Annotated in this window: 13 protein-coding genes; 4 read left to right on the top strand and 9 right to left on the bottom strand. The window is 70.9% G+C overall.

Features of this window, described 5'->3' with window-relative positions; translation table 11 throughout:
* Nucleotides 1-59 precede the first annotated feature (59 nt).
* A complete protein-coding gene (gene holA, locus QSK17_RS09990) occupies nt 60-1,022 on the top strand; it encodes a DNA polymerase III subunit delta (protein ID WP_285704287.1) in 963 nt (320 codons plus the stop codon).
* A gap of 101 nt (nt 1,023-1,123) precedes the next feature.
* Here the strand turns inward: holA and QSK17_RS09985 are convergent, their stop codons facing one another.
* The 6 genes from QSK17_RS09985 to QSK17_RS09960 form a co-directional block, all read right to left on the bottom strand.
* Nucleotides 1,124-1,807, bottom strand: coding sequence for an ABC transporter ATP-binding protein (locus QSK17_RS09985; protein ID WP_285704286.1), 684 nt, complete (start codon nt 1,805-1,807; stop codon nt 1,124-1,126).
* Nucleotides 1,804-2,724 carry an ABC transporter ATP-binding protein gene (locus tag QSK17_RS09980; protein ID WP_285704285.1) on the bottom strand — a complete coding sequence of 307 codons (921 nt, stop codon included), beginning with the start codon at nt 2,722-2,724 and terminating at the stop codon, nt 1,804-1,806. Before QSK17_RS09980 ends, QSK17_RS09985 begins: the two co-directional genes overlap by 4 nt.
* Entirely contained in the window at nt 2,708-5,179 is a 2,472-nt protein-coding gene (locus QSK17_RS09975; RefSeq protein ID WP_285704284.1) for an FtsX-like permease family protein, read from the bottom strand. Before QSK17_RS09975 ends, QSK17_RS09980 begins: the two co-directional genes overlap by 17 nt.
* A complete protein-coding gene (locus tag QSK17_RS09970; protein WP_285704283.1) occupies nt 5,176-7,758 on the bottom strand; it encodes an FtsX-like permease family protein in 2,583 nt (860 codons plus the stop codon). Before QSK17_RS09970 ends, QSK17_RS09975 begins: the two co-directional genes overlap by 4 nt.
* A gap of 439 nt (nt 7,759-8,197) precedes the next feature.
* A complete protein-coding gene (gene rpsT / locus QSK17_RS09965; RefSeq protein WP_285704282.1) occupies nt 8,198-8,470 on the bottom strand; it encodes a 30S ribosomal protein S20 in 273 nt (90 codons plus the stop codon).
* A gap of 159 nt (nt 8,471-8,629) precedes the next feature.
* The gene (locus QSK17_RS09960; protein WP_285704281.1) at nt 8,630-9,622 is read right to left on the bottom strand and encodes a glycoside hydrolase family 18 protein; all 993 of its coding nucleotides are present in this window, start codon (nt 9,620-9,622) and stop codon (nt 8,630-8,632) included.
* Nucleotides 9,623-9,744: 122 nt separating this feature from the next.
* Between QSK17_RS09960 and lepA the strand changes: the two genes are divergently transcribed.
* From lepA to hemW, 3 genes are all read left to right on the top strand, one after another.
* On the top strand, nt 9,745-11,571 hold the full coding sequence (lepA, locus tag QSK17_RS09955) for a translation elongation factor 4 (RefSeq protein WP_285704280.1): 1,827 nt from the start codon (nt 9,745-9,747) through the stop codon (nt 11,569-11,571).
* Between the two features lie 240 nt (nt 11,572-11,811).
* The gene (locus QSK17_RS09950; protein WP_285704279.1) at nt 11,812-12,123 is read left to right on the top strand and encodes a hypothetical protein; all 312 of its coding nucleotides are present in this window, start codon (nt 11,812-11,814) and stop codon (nt 12,121-12,123) included.
* A 123-nt stretch (nt 12,124-12,246) separates the two neighbouring features.
* A complete protein-coding gene (gene hemW / locus QSK17_RS09945) occupies nt 12,247-13,464 on the top strand; it encodes a radical SAM family heme chaperone HemW (RefSeq protein WP_285704278.1) in 1,218 nt (405 codons plus the stop codon).
* On the opposite strand, the gene QSK17_RS09940 is transcribed toward hemW, so the two are convergent.
* From QSK17_RS09940 to QSK17_RS09930, 3 genes are all read right to left on the bottom strand, one after another.
* Nucleotides 13,465-14,175: a DUF4870 domain-containing protein gene (locus QSK17_RS09940; RefSeq protein WP_285704277.1), complete on the bottom strand. Its 711-nt coding sequence runs from the start codon at nt 14,173-14,175 to the stop codon at nt 13,465-13,467.
* A 356-nt stretch (nt 14,176-14,531) separates the two neighbouring features.
* Nucleotides 14,532-15,347, bottom strand: coding sequence for a DUF3097 domain-containing protein (locus QSK17_RS09935; protein ID WP_285704276.1), 816 nt, complete (start codon nt 15,345-15,347; stop codon nt 14,532-14,534).
* 74 nt (nt 15,348-15,421) lie between these two features.
* The gene (locus tag QSK17_RS09930; RefSeq protein WP_285704275.1) at nt 15,422-16,105 is read right to left on the bottom strand and encodes a hypothetical protein; all 684 of its coding nucleotides are present in this window, start codon (nt 16,103-16,105) and stop codon (nt 15,422-15,424) included.
* Nucleotides 16,106-16,153: the final 48 nt, after the last annotated feature.

Below are 16,153 nucleotides of genomic sequence, written 5' to 3'. Positions count from 1 at the left end.
GGGCCGATACACCCTCCTCGGTTCCCGGCGCGGGGGCCGGGCGTGGCATGCTGCCAAGCATGGCGAATCCAGCACCCGTGACCCTGGTTGTCGGTGACGAGGAACTCCTGGCCGATCGCGCGGTCGGAGCCGTCGTGGCGGCCGTACGCGCCGAGGATCCGGGCGCCGAGGTCTATGACCTGGTCGGCGGGAAGGTCGAGCCCGGCGAGCTCACCGGACTGGCCTCACCGTCCCTGTTCGGTGACAGGTCCGTGGTCGTGATCCGGTCCGCTCAGGACCTCTCCAAGGACGTCATCGCCGAGGTCGTCAAGTACGCGGCCCATCCGGCGGAGGACGCGGTGCTCGTGCTGGCGCATCCGGGCGGCGTGAAGGGCAAGGCGCTCGTCGAGGGCGTGAAGAAGGCCGGAGCGGACGTCGTCACCGTCTCCAAACTGACCAAGCCCGCCGAGCGGCTGGACTTCATCAAGGGGGAGATCAAACGCGCCGGCCGGTCGATCTCGCCCACCGCCGCGCAGGCGCTTCTCGACGCGGTCGGGAGCGATCTACGTGAGCTCGCCGCCGCCTGCAGCCAGCTCGCCTTCGACACCGCGGGCAAGATCGACGAGGCCGCGGTTGCCCAGTACCACCGAGGCAGAGCCGAGGTCAGCGGATTCACCATCGCCGACCTGGCGGTCGAAGGCCGACTGGGCGAGGCGCTCGAACAGCTTCGCTGGGCCTTGGCGACAGGGGTGGCACCCGTCCTGATCGTCAGCGCCCTGGCGGGCGGCCTGCGGTCGCTGGCCAAGGTCGGGGGCGCACCCCGAAACCTCCGAGGCGGCCAGCTCGCGAGCCACGTCGGCATGCCTCCATGGAAGATCGACCGGGTCAAGCGCCAGCTCACCGGATGGGGCCAGGACGGCATCTCCCGCGCCATGCAGGCCGTCGCCACGGCCGATGAACAGGTCAAGGGCGGCGGCACCGACCCGGCGTACGCTCTGGAGCGAGCCGTTCAGATCATCGTCGCCAGCCGCACCGGCCGCTGACAGTGATGATGTAGGTGAGCGCCTCCCGGCGGGGTCTGACCCAGCCCTGACTGACTTCGGGTCCTCAACCGGATACGGCGCCGACCGTCGGTCAGCGGCGGTCAGGCGGCGGTTTCTTGCAGGATGGCGCCGTCGCGCAGTTCGAGTACGCGGTCGGCGAGCGTGATCAGCTTCGGATCGTGGGTGGCGACCAGCGCCGTCACCCCTTCGCTGCGGACGAGCGCCTGGAGCAGCTGCATGATCTGCAGTGCGGTGTGCGAGTCGAGCTGCCCGGTCGGTTCGTCCGCGATGAGCAGGCGGGGCCGGTTCGCCAGCGAGCGGGCGATGGCCACCCGCTGCTGCTGCCCGCCGGACAGCTCGTACGGCCGCTGGTTCATGTGATCGCCCAGACCGACCAGGCTGAGCAGGATCCGAACCCGCTCCTCGCGCTCGGCGACCGGTGAGCGGCCCAGGCGGAGCGGCACCCCGACGTTCTCGGCCGCCGACAGCACGGGGATCAGCCCGAACGACTGGAACACGAACCCCATCACGTCCCGGCGCAGCTTCAGCAGGGCGGACTCGGGCAGCTCGGTCACGGTCTGCCCGGCGACCTCGACCCGGCCCTCGTCCGGCCGGTCCAGGCCGCCGACCACGTTGAGCAGCGTCGTCTTCCCCGAGCCGGACCGGCCGCGGATGGCGACCAGCTCACCCGGGTACGCCTCGAACGACACTCCGCGCAGCGCCTCGACCCCCTTGGGGTAGACCTTGCGCACGCCGTCGACGACGACCAGCGGTTGATCGGTCATGACTGCTCGTCTCCCTGGTTGGCGGGCCACACCCCGATGTGGTCGCGTTCGAGCTCCAGCCGTACCCGGCGCTCCATGTCCAGCGCGGTCATGAAGTCACGCGGGAGCTGCAGCCGGCCGGTCCGGTCGAGCACGGCGTACTCCTCGGCGATCAGGCCGCCGTCCTCGGAGGTACGGCGGAGCGTCTCGCTGGAGGTCCGCCCGTCCCGGATGCCGATCGTACGGTCCACCTCGTCGGAGACCAGGGGGTCGTGCGTGACGATGACGCTGGTGACGCCGAGCTCGCGGTTGGCCCGGCGCAGCGCGCCGAAGACCTCCTCGGAGGTGTGGCTGTCGAGCTCGCCGGTCGGCTCGTCGGCCAGGATCACCTCAGGCGAGTTGGCCAGTGCCACGGCGATCGCGACGCGCTGCTGCTGGCCGCCCGACATCTCGCCGGGACGCCGTCCGGCACAGTCGGCCACGCCGAGCAGGTCGAGCAGCTCGCCCGCGCGCGCCCGGTCCGCCTTCCCGGTGGCCAGCCGCATGGGCAGCACCACGTTCTCCTGCGCGGTGAGATAGGGGAGCAGGTTGCGCGCGGTCTGCTGCCAGACGAACCCGACCACGGAGCGGCGGAACCGCAGCCGGTCCTTGGCGGTCATCGACAGCAGGTCCACGCCGGCGACGCGGGCCAGCCCGGCGGTCGGGACGTCCAGCCCGGACAGCACGTTGAGCAGCGTCGACTTACCGGACCCGGACGCGCCGACGATGGCGATCAGCTCGCCCTTGTCGATCAGCAGGTCGAGCCCCTGCAGGGCGATGACCTCGACGCCCTCGGTCTTGTAGATGCGCACCAGGTTGTCACACAGGATGTGGGCGGCCGCGCCGAACGCGGCTTTCGCCGCTCCGGCCTGTGCCTCCAGGTCAGCGAGACTTTGCACGGCTGCCTCCAAGGTAGACGCCCGCGAGGGCGACGACCGCCACGCCGCCGGCCAGCAGGGCGGGCGTGACCGGGTCGATCGGATAGTCGCCGAACCGCAGCCCGGCGTACGCGGACAGGTCGATGCCGTTGCCGAGCAGCGTGGGCAGGCCGAGCCCGAGCGCGAGCCCGGCGAGAACGGCGAGGATGAGCACCGGGCCGATTTCGAGCACCGTCATGCCCTTCGCCTGGCGGCGGGTCAGGCCGATCGCGTGCAGCAGGATCAGCGCGCGGGACCGCTCCGCCGCCCCCGACACCAGCATGATCGCCACGGCCGCCAGCGCGTACGCGGCGAGGGCCAGCGTGACGACGCGCAGTCCGGTCATCAGGCTGGACGTGAGCGGTACCGAGGTGATCTCCGTGAGTGTGCCGTCCACGGTGCGGATCACCGTGCCGGCCGGCATGGCGGCCTTGACGGCCTCGGCGTCGCCGCTGATCAGCAGGGTGTTCGTGTGCTGTGTCAGGGCGGGGAGGACGATGAGCCCCAGGTTGGTGGTGTCCACCCCCGGCAGCGTCGCGATCTTCCCCTTGGGTTGTACGGTCAGCTGCTCGGGCCAGGTGATGTCGAAGCTCGCCATCGCGGCCATGTCGGAGGACACGAGGGCTCCGCTCGCCGGCGCCGTGGGGATCTCCAGCGGGCTGCCCGCCACCAGCTTCCGGTAGGCGTTCAGGTCGACCGCCACAACGGCGGTGTCCCGGCCGGTGAACCCCACCTCGGCGTGGGTCTTGCCGACCGCCGCCGGGACGACTTCCTTGACCCCGGGAGTCCGGCGGATCCGCTCGATCAGGTCGGCGGGGATGCCCTCCGACCGCTGCACCCGGATCTCGGCCCCGACCTGCTGCCAGGCGGCCAGGCGTTGCGCCGTGGCGAGGCCGTCGGCGGTCACCGCGCCGTACGCGCAGATCGCGAGCGCGGGCAGCAGCGTCAGCACCGGCAGGGTCGCGCCGGTCGCGGCCCGCGCCGCCATGGCCAGTCCCAGGTACGGTGCGGCGTCGCGGCGGCGGGCGGTGAGGCGCAGCAGCAGCCGGAGCGGGAACGGGTAGACGCGCAGCGCGACCAGCGCGGCGGCCACCGTGAGCAGCGCGGGCACCACCATCATGAACGGGTCGTCGCCGAGGCCGCGGCTGCGCAGGAGCTGGACGCCTCCGACTCCGAGCAGGACGACCAGGACCTCGAGGGCGATCCGCCGGGGGGACGGCCGACGCGTCACCACGTCGTCCCTGCGCTCGTTGAGGGGCTGCCGGTGGGCGTGCGCCGTCGCCCCGCACGCGTACGCGATGGCGATGACGGCCAAGGCGACGGGCCCGAGCAGCAGAATCGGCAGGGATGGCCCGGGCACCAGCAGGGAAAACGCTGCGCCGACCAGGGCCGCGGGTGCGATGGCGAGCGCGACGACCCCGCCGCCCACGGCCGTGACCCTTGGCAGCGACGCGCCGCGTGCCCGCATCAGGGAGAGACTGCCGTGCATCCGCGAGCCGAGGAGCCGTACGGCGAGTGCGATCGTGCCGAGGCAGGCCACGGCGAACCCACCGAGGAGCACCGCCATCAGGGCGCGGGTGGTGGACAGCCGGTCGAGGTATTCCGTGATGAGCTGGTCGAGCCCGGTGAAGAGTGAGGTGCCCTTCCCCTGGTCCGTGAGACGGCCGGCCTCGGCCACCCCGTCGCGCACGTCAACGGCGTTGCGCGCGGTGACCTTCGACGGGTTCACCTGGATGGTCCAGCCGTAGCCGACCGGGATCTGCCCGCCGGCCAGGGCGTCGCCGTTGGCGAGGCCGGTGAGGTGCAGTTCGTCTTCCTCGGCGCGGAGCTCCCGCTTCTTCGCGATCTTGTCGAGTCCCGCGTAATAGGCGGTCCAGAACGAGTCGTCGGGGGCCAGCGGCTCCCAGAGGCCGGTGACCATGGCTTCATACCCGCCCAAACCGATCGTGTCCCCGACCTTGATGCCGAACTCAGCCGCTGCCGTCGCGGCGAGGCCGACATTGAATCGGACGGGAGAACCGGTAGGGCCTGGCGCCACTCCTTCGACATACCTGATCCGTGATTCCGCGCCCTCCGCCCAGGCGAGCGCCATATAGCGGTTCCGCATGCCGTTGATCGCCATCGGGGGCGTCATGAAGCTGTACCTGGCCGTGTCGTCGACGACGTGGCGCACAGCCAGGGGAAGCCGCGCACGCCACCTGTCGTCCCACTCCGCGATCCGCGCGACGCTCGGGAGCCGGTCCGGAGCGTACGAACCATCCAGGCTGAAGGTCAGCGCCGTGGTCTGCGCGGGCGACGTCCGCAGCAGCGTCGCCGCGCTCTCGTCGAGCGACGCCTCCAAAGCCCGGGGGAGCCCGGCGACCAGCAGCGACGCGGTCAGCGTGAGCAGAGCGAGCAGCGCCGCCGTACCCCGGTGAACTCCGAGCAGCCGGATCATCGGTCCTCCCCGGAACGCAGCACGCCGCCGGGCCCGCGCCGGTGCAGCGAGCGGGCCAGCCCGAATATGACTGCCAGCAGCACCGCCCCCACCCCGAGGCCGAGCGCGGCGATGCCCGGCCACGGGATGTCCAGCACCACCGGTGGCGTCACCGCCGTTGCCTGCCCGGTCAGGACGATGGACGGCACCACCGCCAGCGCGACCGCGGCGGCCAGCAGCACGCCTCCGACCAGCGACAGCCCGATGACGAACGACTGTTCGACGGCGAGCAGGCCGAGCATCTGCCGGAAGCCGACGCCGAGCGCCCCGAGCAGGGCGAACTCCGACCTGCGCTCGCGCGCGGACACGGCCGCGTTCACCAGGAAGCCCAGCACGGCGAACGCGAGCGCGGCGACGAAGCCGAGGGCCAGCGCGCCCCGCAGGCCACCCGCCAGCGGATCGTCCCTGAGCTGCCGGCTGAGGGCGGCCACCTCGGTCACGCTCGCCCCCTGCTTCGCCAGCGCCGCCGCGGCGGCCGAGGTGTCGTCGCCGGAAGCGGCCAGCCACCACTCCGTCGCCTTGGCCGGGGCCTTGGTGACGGCGCGCAGCGCGGTCAGGTCGGCGAGGACGGCCGAGACGCCCGCGGGCGTGCCCGGCATGGCCCGCACGGTCCCCACCACGTCGACCGGGACGGGCGACGTGCCGATCGTGAGCGTGCGCTCCTTGGCCAGGTCATCGGTGACCACGACCGGCAGCGCCGTACCGCCCCCGGCGAGGCGGGAGGCCAGCGTGGCGAGCGGCACGACGGACAGGTCCGGACGCAGCAGCATGACCTCCGGCAGCCGGGCCGCGTCCGCCGCGAGGAGATCGACGTCCCCGCCTCCCATGGAGGCCCGTACGCGGTGGACCGGCGTGAGCGCGGTGACGCCGGGCAGCGTGGACAAGCCGTCCCCCGTGTCCCCCTGCCCGGTGGCCACCCGCAGGTCGGCGCCGGCCAGATGCCGGGCCTGGTCGTCCTGCGACTGCCGCCAGGTGGCCGAGGTGGCCAGGGACAGCGCCCCGATCGCGACGGCCATCGTCAGCAGCAGCGCGGGCCCCGAGTAGCGGGCGGGCCGCCTGCTCACCTGACGCACCCCGACCGCGGCCGCGAAGCCCGGCCGCCGCGTCGTCGCCCGCTCAAGGATCCGGGAGACGAGGGGCACCAGCCGCAGGCCCAGCAGGCCGCCGCAGAGCAGTGCGAGCGCCGGACCGGTCACGATGAGCGGGTCGATGCCCAGATCGCCGCCGGTAGTCTCGGTCACCGGCGCGCCGTAGCGCTGGAGCTGCCAGATCGCCAGCACCGCCACCACCAGCAGCGCCAGGTCGGCCCCGGCCCGCTGGAGGATGCCCTGCCCGTCGCCGCGCCCGCGCGCCCCCTGCTCCTCGACGTACGTCCGGCGCGCCCCGCGCACCGCGGGGAGCGCGAGCAGCACCGCGCAGGCCAGCGCCACGGCGGCCGAGACGGCGAAGGTCGTCGCGCCCGGGTTCTGCCACAGCGGCGTCCCGGTGCCGCCGACCAGCGCGAGCAGGGGCGGCGCCAGGTACGGTGCGGCCACCGCGCACGGCAGCGCGACCAGCAGCGCCTCGCCGCCCGCCAGCGTGGCGAGCCGGACCGAGCCCGCGCCGCGCGACCGCAGCAGCGCGACCTCCATCCGGCGGTGGTCGGACAGCAGCCGCGCCGTCAACGTCAGCGCGTACGCGGCGAGCACCAGAAGCTGCAGCACCGGGATCAACATCGTTGAGCGGGCGACGAGCGCGGCCCGGTCGAGCTGGGTGAGCATCGCGGGGAGGCCGGTGGAGACCGTGCATCCTGTGCATCCGCCCGGGAGCGTGGCCTCGATGCCGGTGACCGACGCGGCGAGGGGACGCAGGTCCTCACGGATCAGGCCGCTCAGGTCGGGCACGGCCATCCAGGTCGCCGAGACGCTCGTGGCGAACTGACTGACGAATGTCGTCGCGGGGACCACGAGCGGCCCGTACGTGGTGTAGCCGCCGACCTGGGTGCCGTTGCGGAGCAGTTCGTCGCCGGCCCACCGGTCACCGTCGGAGGCTCGCAGCCGGAAGACCCCGGCGACCTTGACCTTGACCGTGCGGCCGTCCAATCGGCCGACGACCGCGAACTCGCCGCCCGGGGCCACCCGCATCGCCTCGGCGGCTGGCTGGGAGAGCGCGGCCTCCACCGTCCCGGCAGGGCTCTCGGCCGGCCACGCGCCCGCGACCAGATCCGCCCGCTCCCGCAGGTCCTCGTAGGTGGCGAACCGGGTCAGATCAGGCCGCTCGCGCCCCTCCTGGCCCGGCATCGCGTACGAGTCGGACCGGGCGCCGCTCACCACGCGGTGCGGGACCCCGGCGTACCCGCGCGTGATGCCGTCGCGGACCATCCGGTCGATGCGGGCGTAGTCGTCGGCCTTCACCGAGGACGTGACGGTGGTGGAGGTGAGAGTGAGCGGCGCCGTCTCGACCGCCTGCCGCACGCCCCGGTCGGTCACCGAGGCGGCGTATGTCATGAGGGCGACCAGCGTGGTCGTGGCGAGCAGGATCGAGCCGAACGCTGCCGCCAACAGGAGCGGTTCGCTCAGTGCGCGCCGGAATACCAGCGGTGTCCGCCCCCGCATGTATCGTCCTCTGGCTCGTCGGACTCCCGATCGCCTCACCATAGGGCGATCGGCGAAACGCCAGAAAGATCGGTGACGGAGTCGATGCGCGGCGGCAACCCCCGTGTGATATTGAAATCGTGACATTTCACGACTAGAAGGTGCACAATTCTCTGCTATAAGCGCGCGCGCCCGAAAACCGCGATAACGCGGGAGAATGCCGGAAACCGGGGAGTAGTCCGGCTTTCCGGTCTTATCGGGCGGGAGACGCGACAGTACGCGGAAACGCGTGAGGAGCCAGAGGAATGCGAGAAAGGGGATGAAAGCGCCGAAACGCCGCACCCCCGGGGAGGGGATGCGGCGCGACACATCCGCGTGCCCGCGACGAAGCGGGCAACGGAGTGGGCTACTTGGCGGCCTGCAGGGCGGCGGCGCGCTTGGCGATCGCCGACTTGCGGTTGGCGGCCTGGTTCCTGTGGATGACGCCCTTGCTGACGGCCTTGTCGAGCTGACGGCTCGCGGTGTGCAGGGCGGCCAGGGTCGCCTCGACGTCGCCCTCGTCAGCGGCCTCGCGGAACTTGCGGACCGCCGTCTTCAGGGACGACTTGACAGCCTTGTTGCGCAGCCGGGCCTTCTCGTTCTGCCGGTTGCGCTTGATCTGGGACTTGATGTTCGCCACGAAGAAAGCCTCGGTGTGAGTCTTGGTCGGATGGGGCGCGCGGGCTCGAGAGAGGGCGCGCCACACGCAGTTGAACAGGGTACCAACAGCTCGCGATGTCGCTCAAATCGAGCGATCGCGTGGTCACCTGCACCGCCATCCTAACCCGGACCGGCGCCGTCAGGCGTGCGGCCTGACCCAGGACGCGTCGTATTCTCGCCAGTCCTCCTCCGTGGCCGCGAAGTCGACGTACATCGCCAGCCCCACCTTCGTGCGGCGGCCGTGTTCCGTCAGGGCCAGGCGGGTGCCCTCCGCCGCCGTCGCGACGCTCTCGGCGTGGTCGCCGACATGGTCGTGGTATGCGGGGGCGCCGATGAGGAGCGTCTTGTCCTCGGGCACGATGCCGAGCGCGATCTTCGCCTGCCGTACGACGTGGCCGCCGTAGAGGGAGGGGAGGAAGGTCCAGGAGTCGTACGTCATGATCGCGACCTGGTCGGTGAGGTCGGTCACCCGGCGGAAGTAGTCCCGGCTCCAGTACTTCTCGTGCCCGATGGCCAGCCGGGCCGGGAGTGCGGCGCCCGGCAGCGGCTCGATCTGCTGGGTGGCGACCGACAGCGGACGCGAGCCGATGACCTTGCGGGTCTCGCGCAGCACGTCGAGGAAGTCCTGATCGCCGTCGGGGACCGGCTCGAAGTCGTAGTGGATGCCGTCGTAGCCCAGATCGACGAGGGCCTTGGCGCCGGCGACGACGCGGGTCCGGGTCGCCGGGTCGCTCAGATCAAGGAATCCGGGGTCGAGGCGCTGCCCCAGCCAGGCGGACACCCTTACCCCCGGGTGTCGCTTTTTCCACCATTTCAAGAAATTGCCAGCATTGGGGTATTTGTCGGGATCCAGGGTGCCGTCGTAGGCGAACGGGCCGCTGTGTACGTACACGTCTTTGACGGAGCCCAGCCGGGCGGCGAACGCGTCGACGTCGGCGGCGGTGCGGCGGCCGTCCACCCACGCGTGTCCCATCCAGATGGCGTCGTTTCCCGTGCTCCGCGCCCACGCGGCCGAAGAGCCGGTGAACTGGAGGCGTAACGCCGCCGCGGCGACCAGTGCGGCGGCGATCAGTACGGCCAGGACGATCGCGGTCCACCTGATCACCCGCTTGGTGATGGTCAAGGCAAGCATCCGGACATGCCACCATGGAGGGTGGCTGGTTCGCCAGCCGATGACGGGAGAGAAGGCTGAGCCGGCGACGGCGCGGCCCGATCCGTCGATCGTAGTCACAAACCCTGTTGAAACGGACCTCGGTGCGCACTCAGCCTGGCCAGACCGACCCCGCGTTGATCCGCAACTTCTGCATCATCGCGCACATCGACCATGGCAAGTCAACCCTCGCCGACCGGATGCTGCAGCTCACCGGTGTGGTCGACGACCGCTCCATGCGCGCGCAGTACCTCGACCGCATGGACATCGAGCGTGAGCGTGGCATCACGATCAAGTCGCAGGCCGTGCGGCTCCCGTGGAAGGGTCATGTGCTCAACATGATCGACACGCCCGGCCACGTCGACTTCTCCTACGAGGTGTCCCGCTCGCTCGAGGCGTGCGAGGGCGCGATCCTGCTCGTCGACGCGGCCCAGGGCATCGAGGCCCAGACGCTGGCCAACCTCTACATGGCCATGAACGCCGACCTGCACATCATCCCGGTCCTCAACAAGATCGACCTGCCCGCCGCCCAGCCGGACAAGTACGCCGAGGAGCTGGCCGGCCTCATCGGCTGCGACCCGTCCGACGTGCTGCGTGTGTCCGGCAAGACCGGCGTCGGCGTCGAGGAGCTGCTCGACCACGTCGTGGCGACCATCCCCGCGCCTGTCGGCGTCGCCGACGCGCCCGCCCGCGCGCTGATCTTCGACTCGGTCTACGACACCTACCGCGGCGTCGTCACGTACGTACGCGTCGTGGACGGCCAGCTCTCCAAGCGCGAGCGGCTGCTCATGATGTCCACCGGCGCCCAGCACGAGCTCCTGGAGATCGGCGTCATCTCGCCCGAGCCCATGCCGTCCGCCGGCCTTGGCGTCGGCGAGGTGGGCTACCTCATCACCGGCGTGAAGGACGTCCGCCAGTCCCGGGTCGGTGACACCGTCACCAGCGCGTCCAGGGCCGCTGCGGAGGCGCTCGGCGGCTACGAGCACCCCAAGCCCATGGTCTACTCCGGGCTCTATCCGATCGACGGCGACGACTACCCCGAGCTGCGCGAGGCCCTTGACAAGTTGCGGCTCAACGACGCCGCCCTCGTCTACGAGCCCGAGACCTCGGCCGCGCTCGGCTTCGGCTTCCGGTGCGGCTTCCTCGGCCTGCTCCACATGGAGATCGTCCGCGAGCGGCTGGAGCGCGAGTTCAACCTCTCGCTCATCTCCACCGCGCCCAACGTGATCTATCGCGTGATGATGGAGGACGGCCGCGAGCTGGTCGTCACCAACCCGTCCGAGTTCCCCGAAGGCAAGATCGCCGAGATCCACGAGCCGGTGGTCAAGGCCACGCTGCTCGCCCCCGCCGAGTTCATCGGGGCGATCATGGAGCTCTGCCAGGGACGGCGCGGCGCCCTCCTGGGCATGGACTACCTGTCCGAGGACCGGGTCGAGATCCGCTACACGTTGCCGCTCGGCGAGATCATCTTCGACTTCTTCGACCAGCTCAAGTCGAAGACCCGCGGCTACGCCTCCCTCGATTACGAGCCCTCCGGCGAGCAGTCCGCCGACCTGGTCAAGGTCGACATCCTCCTGCAGGGCGAGGCTGTGGACGCCTTCAGCGCCATCGTTCACCGCGAGAAGGCCTACGCCTACGGCGTCGAGATGGCCAAGAAGCTCAGGGACCTCATCCCGAGGCAGCAGTTCGAGGTTCCCATCCAGGCCGCCATCGGCGCCCGCGTCATCGCCCGCGAGAACATCCGCGCCATCCGCAAGGACGTTCTCGCCAAGTGCTACGGCGGCGACATCAGCCGTAAGCGCAAGCTGCTGGAGAAGCAGAAGGAAGGCAAGAAGCGGATGAAGATGGTCGGCCGCGTCGAGGTTCCCCAGGAGGCGTTCGTGGCCGCCCTTTCGACCGAGACGTCGTCGGCGGACAAGCCGAAGAAGTAGCCGGGCAAGTAGTCGGGGCGGTTACGGCGCTCCCGGCATGGCTGCGGCGCGGCCGCGCCGCAGCTATGCCGCAACTGCGGTGCGGTTGCTGTGCGCTTGGACCGCCGGCCGTTGACGAACTCGCCGACCTCGCCGACGGACACGAGCGCCCAGGGTGGCCGGAACCCCTGACGCGCCGGGAATTGTCGGTCGCCTCACGTACCTTCTGAGTCGAACGCCTGTGCGATTCGGAGGTCGGAAATGATCGCAGATGCTCACGCCGCCGAGCGGTTCATGCGCGCCGCGATGCTCGGCGTGGCGATGGCCGTGGAGACGCAGCGGATCCTTCGGCTCCATACCGGCGACTCCCCACCCGACGCCGATGGCACCGTCGGGGTCGAGATCCCCTTCCCGGACTCGACGGTGATCGCCGCGGTGCTCGACGCGGCCGTCACCTGCTTCCAGCCGCCAGGCGGCGCGGTGGAGGATCCGCGCCAGGCCGTCCTCGTCCCGCTCCTGGAGCTGGCCTCGCTCGCGGGCCCCGTCATCCCGCCCCAGCCGGGGGGCGGGTGACGGTTCCCGGACGTGAGTCCCGGTCCCGGGCCTGGCCGGCCGGTCGTCTCGTGCGCCGGCCCCGGGTCGGCGCGGGTGCGGGTGCGGTCAAGGGCATCGGTCGGATACCGGCAGACTGGTGGTGTGCCTTCCGTTCTTCCCGACGGCGACCCGGTCCCCGCATCCGGCGCGTTGCCCGCGAGCGCTCTCGACGGTCTCGGGTCCCGCCCGTTCGGTTTCTACGTGCACGTGCCGTTCTGTGTGACGCGGTGCGGCTACTGCGACTTCAACACGTACACCGCGGCCGAGCTCGGGCCGGGCGCGTCCCAGCGGGACTACGCCTCGACCGCCATCGAGGAGGTACGGCTCGCACGGCGCGTCCTCGGCGACACCGCGCTGCCCGTGGAGACCGTGTTCGTCGGCGGAGGCACGCCGACCCTGCTCCCGCCGGAGGACCTGGTCCGCGTCCTCCACGTCATCGACGAGGAGTTCGGCCTGGCCGCAGGAGCCGAGGTCACCACAGAGGCCAACCCCGAATCCGTCACCCAGGAGTCCCTGGAGGTCCTGCGGAACGGCGGCTTCACCCGGATGAGCTTCGGCATGCAGAGCGCCCGCGAGCACGTCCTCGCCGTGCTCGACCGCCGTCACACCCCGGGTCGGGCCGCGGGAGCCGTACAGGAGGCCCGGAAGGCGGGGTTCGAACACGTCAACCTGGACCTGATCTACTCCACCCCGGGCGAGACCGACGACGACTGGCGGGCCTCGCTCGATGCCGCGCTGGCCGCCGGTCCCGATCACGTCTCGGCGTACTCCCTGATCGTCGAGGAGGGCACCCGGCTGGCTGCCAGGATCCGGCGCGGCGAGCTGCCGATGCCGGACGACGACGTGGCCGCCGACCGCTACCTCATCGCCGAGGAGATGCTCACCTCCGCCGGGTTCCGCTGGTACGAGGTCTCCAACTGGGCGGTCTCCGACGAGGCGCGCTGCCGCCACAACCTGCTCTACTGGACCGGCGGCGACTGGTGGGGCGTCGGGCCGGGCGCGCACAGCCATGTGGGCGGCACCCGGTGGTGGAACGTCAAGCATCCGGCGTCGTACGCGGCCCGGCTTGCGGCGGGCGAGTCCCCCGGGTACGCGCGCGAGGAGCTGACGGCGGGCGACCGGGTTGTCGAACGGCTGATGCTGGAACTCCGCCTCGCGACCGGGTTCCCGCTCGCCGATCTTCGGCCGTCGGCCCGCGCGGCCTGCGCCAGAGCGCTGGCCGACGGCCTGCTCGACGTGGAACCGTTCAAGCGAGGCCGCGCCGTGCTGACGCTGCGGGGCCGACTCCTCGCGGACGCCCTGATCCGCGACCTGTCCTGATCAGCTGATGAGGCGGATCGTCATCGGGTAGCGGTAGTTCTCACCTCGGTTGGCCGCCATCGAGCCCATGATCCCCATCACGAGCGTGTAGATCCAGATGACCGGGATCAGCAGGAACCCGATGAACCCGATCAGAACGAAGGACAGGATGAACGACACCACGGTCACCGTGAAGAAGGCGATCGTGGCGGTGATCCAGAAGTTCAGCGCCTCCGCTGCCTGGTCCCGGACGTACGGTGACTGGTCCTTGCGCGTCAGGTAGATCACCAGCGAGCCGACCGAGCCCAGCGGCCAGGCGATGAGGTTCCCCAGGCCGGCCAGGTGGGCCAGCATCGCCATGTTGGTGTCGTCGGTGCCGGGGCGCGGGCCGTACTGCCCGGGCACGTATGGCCCGGCCGGGCCGTAACCGGGACCGCCGTAACCGGGACCGCCGTAACCGGGACTGTTGTAACCGGGACTGCCGTAACCCGGGGCTCCGTAGCCGGGCGTCCCCCCGTACCCCGGCGTGCCATAGCCGGGCGTCCCGTAACCCTGTGCTCCGTAATCCGGGGTTCCAGAGCCGGGGACGCCATGACCCGGCCCTCCGTAACCGGGCCCGCCGTATCCCGGAGTGCCCTGATCGGGAGTTCCGTGCTCCGGAGTGCCCTGATCGGGAGTTCCGTGCTCCGGAGTGTCCTCGCCTCCGTACGGCCCGCGTGGATCGCCAGCCATGCGACCTCCCTATGCGTTGTCTTTCATTCGACCCTATTAGGTCGTGTTTCGTGGATCTTTTTGGCCTACTGCGGTCGCCCAGATGGCGCCTCGCGGCGTTGTCGCCCCACCCACGAAAACTCCTCGCAAGCTCGGACTTTCCGCGGGGCCCGGGAGTGTCGGCCGGAGGCTCCGCTCCGACCTCCTCCTCCGCCTTGCGCGGCATCCATCTGGCCGATCCTCGCTACGGCAAAGATCCACGAAACACTCCCTAGCCTCGGCCCAAGCGGTGGCTTGCCGCTTTCCGATGCTTTCGACCTGCTCTCGACGGCTCGCGTCGACCTGCACGCGACCGGTTGGTTCGCTGTGACCGGCCGTCAGCCGTCCAGGCCGGGATCCGTGACGAAGTCGATCAGTTCTTCGACCCGGCCGAGAAGCTCCGGCTCCAGGTCGGTGTACGCCGTCACGCGGCCCAGGATGTGCCGCCAGGCGTCCGAGGGGTCCATCCGCCAGCCGAGCGCGGCGATCACGCCCTCCTTCCACGGGATCTCCCGCGGCACGGTCGGCCAGGACGGTATGCCGAGGACGGATGGCTTGACCGCCTGCCAGATGTCCACGTACGGATGGCCGACGATCAGCACGTCCGCGCCGGACACCTGGGAGGCGATGCGGCTCTCCTTGGATCCGGGGACGAGATGGTCGACCAGCACGCCGAGCCGCCGGTCCGGCCCCGGGGCGAACTCCTCGACGATCGCGGGCAGGTCGTCGACACCTTCGAGGAACTCGACGACGACCCCCTCGACCCGCAGGTCGTGCCCCCAGATCTTCTCCACGAGGGAGGCGTCGTGGACGCCCTCCACGTAGATCCGGCTCTCCCTGGCGACCCGCGCGCGCAGCCCCTCGACGGCGATCGAGCCGGAGGCGCTGCGCCGGTGCCCGCGCGGCGCCTCGGACGGACGGACGAGTGTCACCGGCTTGCCCTCCAGGAGGAACCCGGCGGGCGCGAGCGGGAAGACGCGCCGCCGCCCGAACCGGTCCTCCAGGGTGACGGCCTCCTTGTCGCAGGCGACGACCGCGCCGCAGAAGCGCCCCTCGGCGTCCTCGACCACGAGATCCGGCTCCGCGGGCACCTCCGGGATCTTGCCCCGCCCGGGCCGCCGCCAGTCTCCGGAAAGCACGTCCTGCCCATACATGCCGGGAACGCTAGCAAAATCGGCCATCCGCGCGGTGGCCTCCGGCGCAGGCTGTGGACAAGCGTCGCGGCGGGTCAGCGCATCGCCCTTTTACGGGCGCCGCCGCGCCGGACCAGCACGACGATGGTGACGATGACGGCGACCAGGAAGCCGAGGATCGGAAGGGCCACCATCGCGATCGCGCCGCCGACCAGCTTGCCGACGCTCCCGATGATCTCCTTGCCGACGCCGAACGTGACGCCCTCGCCCTCGCAGGAGACCTGGTACGTGCCCGCGGCGGGGGTGCCGATCTGGAAGACCATCTCCCATGTGGTGTCGCCGTACGTGAAGGTCTGGGAGGTGCTCGGCCGGGTGAGCTTGACGTCCAGGCCGGGAGCGCCCGCCACCTCGCAGCTGATGTCGGCCCGCTGATCGGACGAGGCGTAGATCGCCGGCTTGTCCTTCGGGTCGAGCTCGACGCTCACGCTCTTGCCGGACTCGAACGTCGTGATCGAAGCGGCGTCCTTGATGGTCGAGGTCAGCCCGCCCGCGAAGCCGGCCACGCCCACGACGAGGAGGACGAGGAAGAGCACCCACGCCAGCACGATCCACAGAATCCTGGGCCGCACGGGTCCCGGAGGTGGCGGCGTGCCGTACGCGCCCTGCGGGTACGGTGTGCCCTGCGTGCGCGAAGGTTCCTGCGCGTACGGCGTGGCCTGGGCATACGGCCGGGAAGGGCCCCGGGCGTCATCGGGGAAGGGGTTCTGATTGTCGGTCATGGTCGGACCATAGGGGTTGCCACTTGTGAGCAGATTGCGCCCGGCTTG

Origin of the sequence: Microtetraspora sp. NBRC 16547 (genome assembly GCF_030268965.1) — a bacterium.
Taxonomy (GTDB): Bacteria; Actinomycetota; Actinomycetes; order Streptosporangiales; family Streptosporangiaceae; genus Microtetraspora.
This window is presented reverse-complemented; position numbering and strand designations above follow the sequence as displayed.

Bases quoted from the DNA above. Each gene is read 5' to 3' on its own strand.
- QSK17_RS09985 (WP_285704286.1), bottom strand. From the start codon at position 1,807: ATGACCGATCAACCGCTGGTCGTCGTCGACGGCGTGCGCAAGGTCTAC.
- QSK17_RS09940 (WP_285704277.1), bottom strand. From the start codon at position 14,175: ATGGCTGGCGATCCACGCGGGCCGTACGGAGGCGAGGACACTCCGGAG.
- QSK17_RS09950 (WP_285704279.1), top strand. From the start codon at position 11,812: ATGATCGCAGATGCTCACGCCGCCGAGCGGTTCATGCGCGCCGCGATG.
- holA (WP_285704287.1), top strand. From the start codon at position 60: ATGGCGAATCCAGCACCCGTGACCCTGGTTGTCGGTGACGAGGAACTC.
- QSK17_RS09975 (WP_285704284.1), bottom strand. From the start codon at position 5,179: ATGATCCGGCTGCTCGGAGTTCACCGGGGTACGGCGGCGCTGCTCGCT.
- QSK17_RS09930 (WP_285704275.1), bottom strand. From the start codon at position 16,105: ATGACCGACAATCAGAACCCCTTCCCCGATGACGCCCGGGGCCCTTCC.
- QSK17_RS09960 (WP_285704281.1), bottom strand. From the start codon at position 9,622: ATGCTTGCCTTGACCATCACCAAGCGGGTGATCAGGTGGACCGCGATC.
- QSK17_RS09935 (WP_285704276.1), bottom strand. From the start codon at position 15,347: ATGTATGGGCAGGACGTGCTTTCCGGAGACTGGCGGCGGCCCGGGCGG.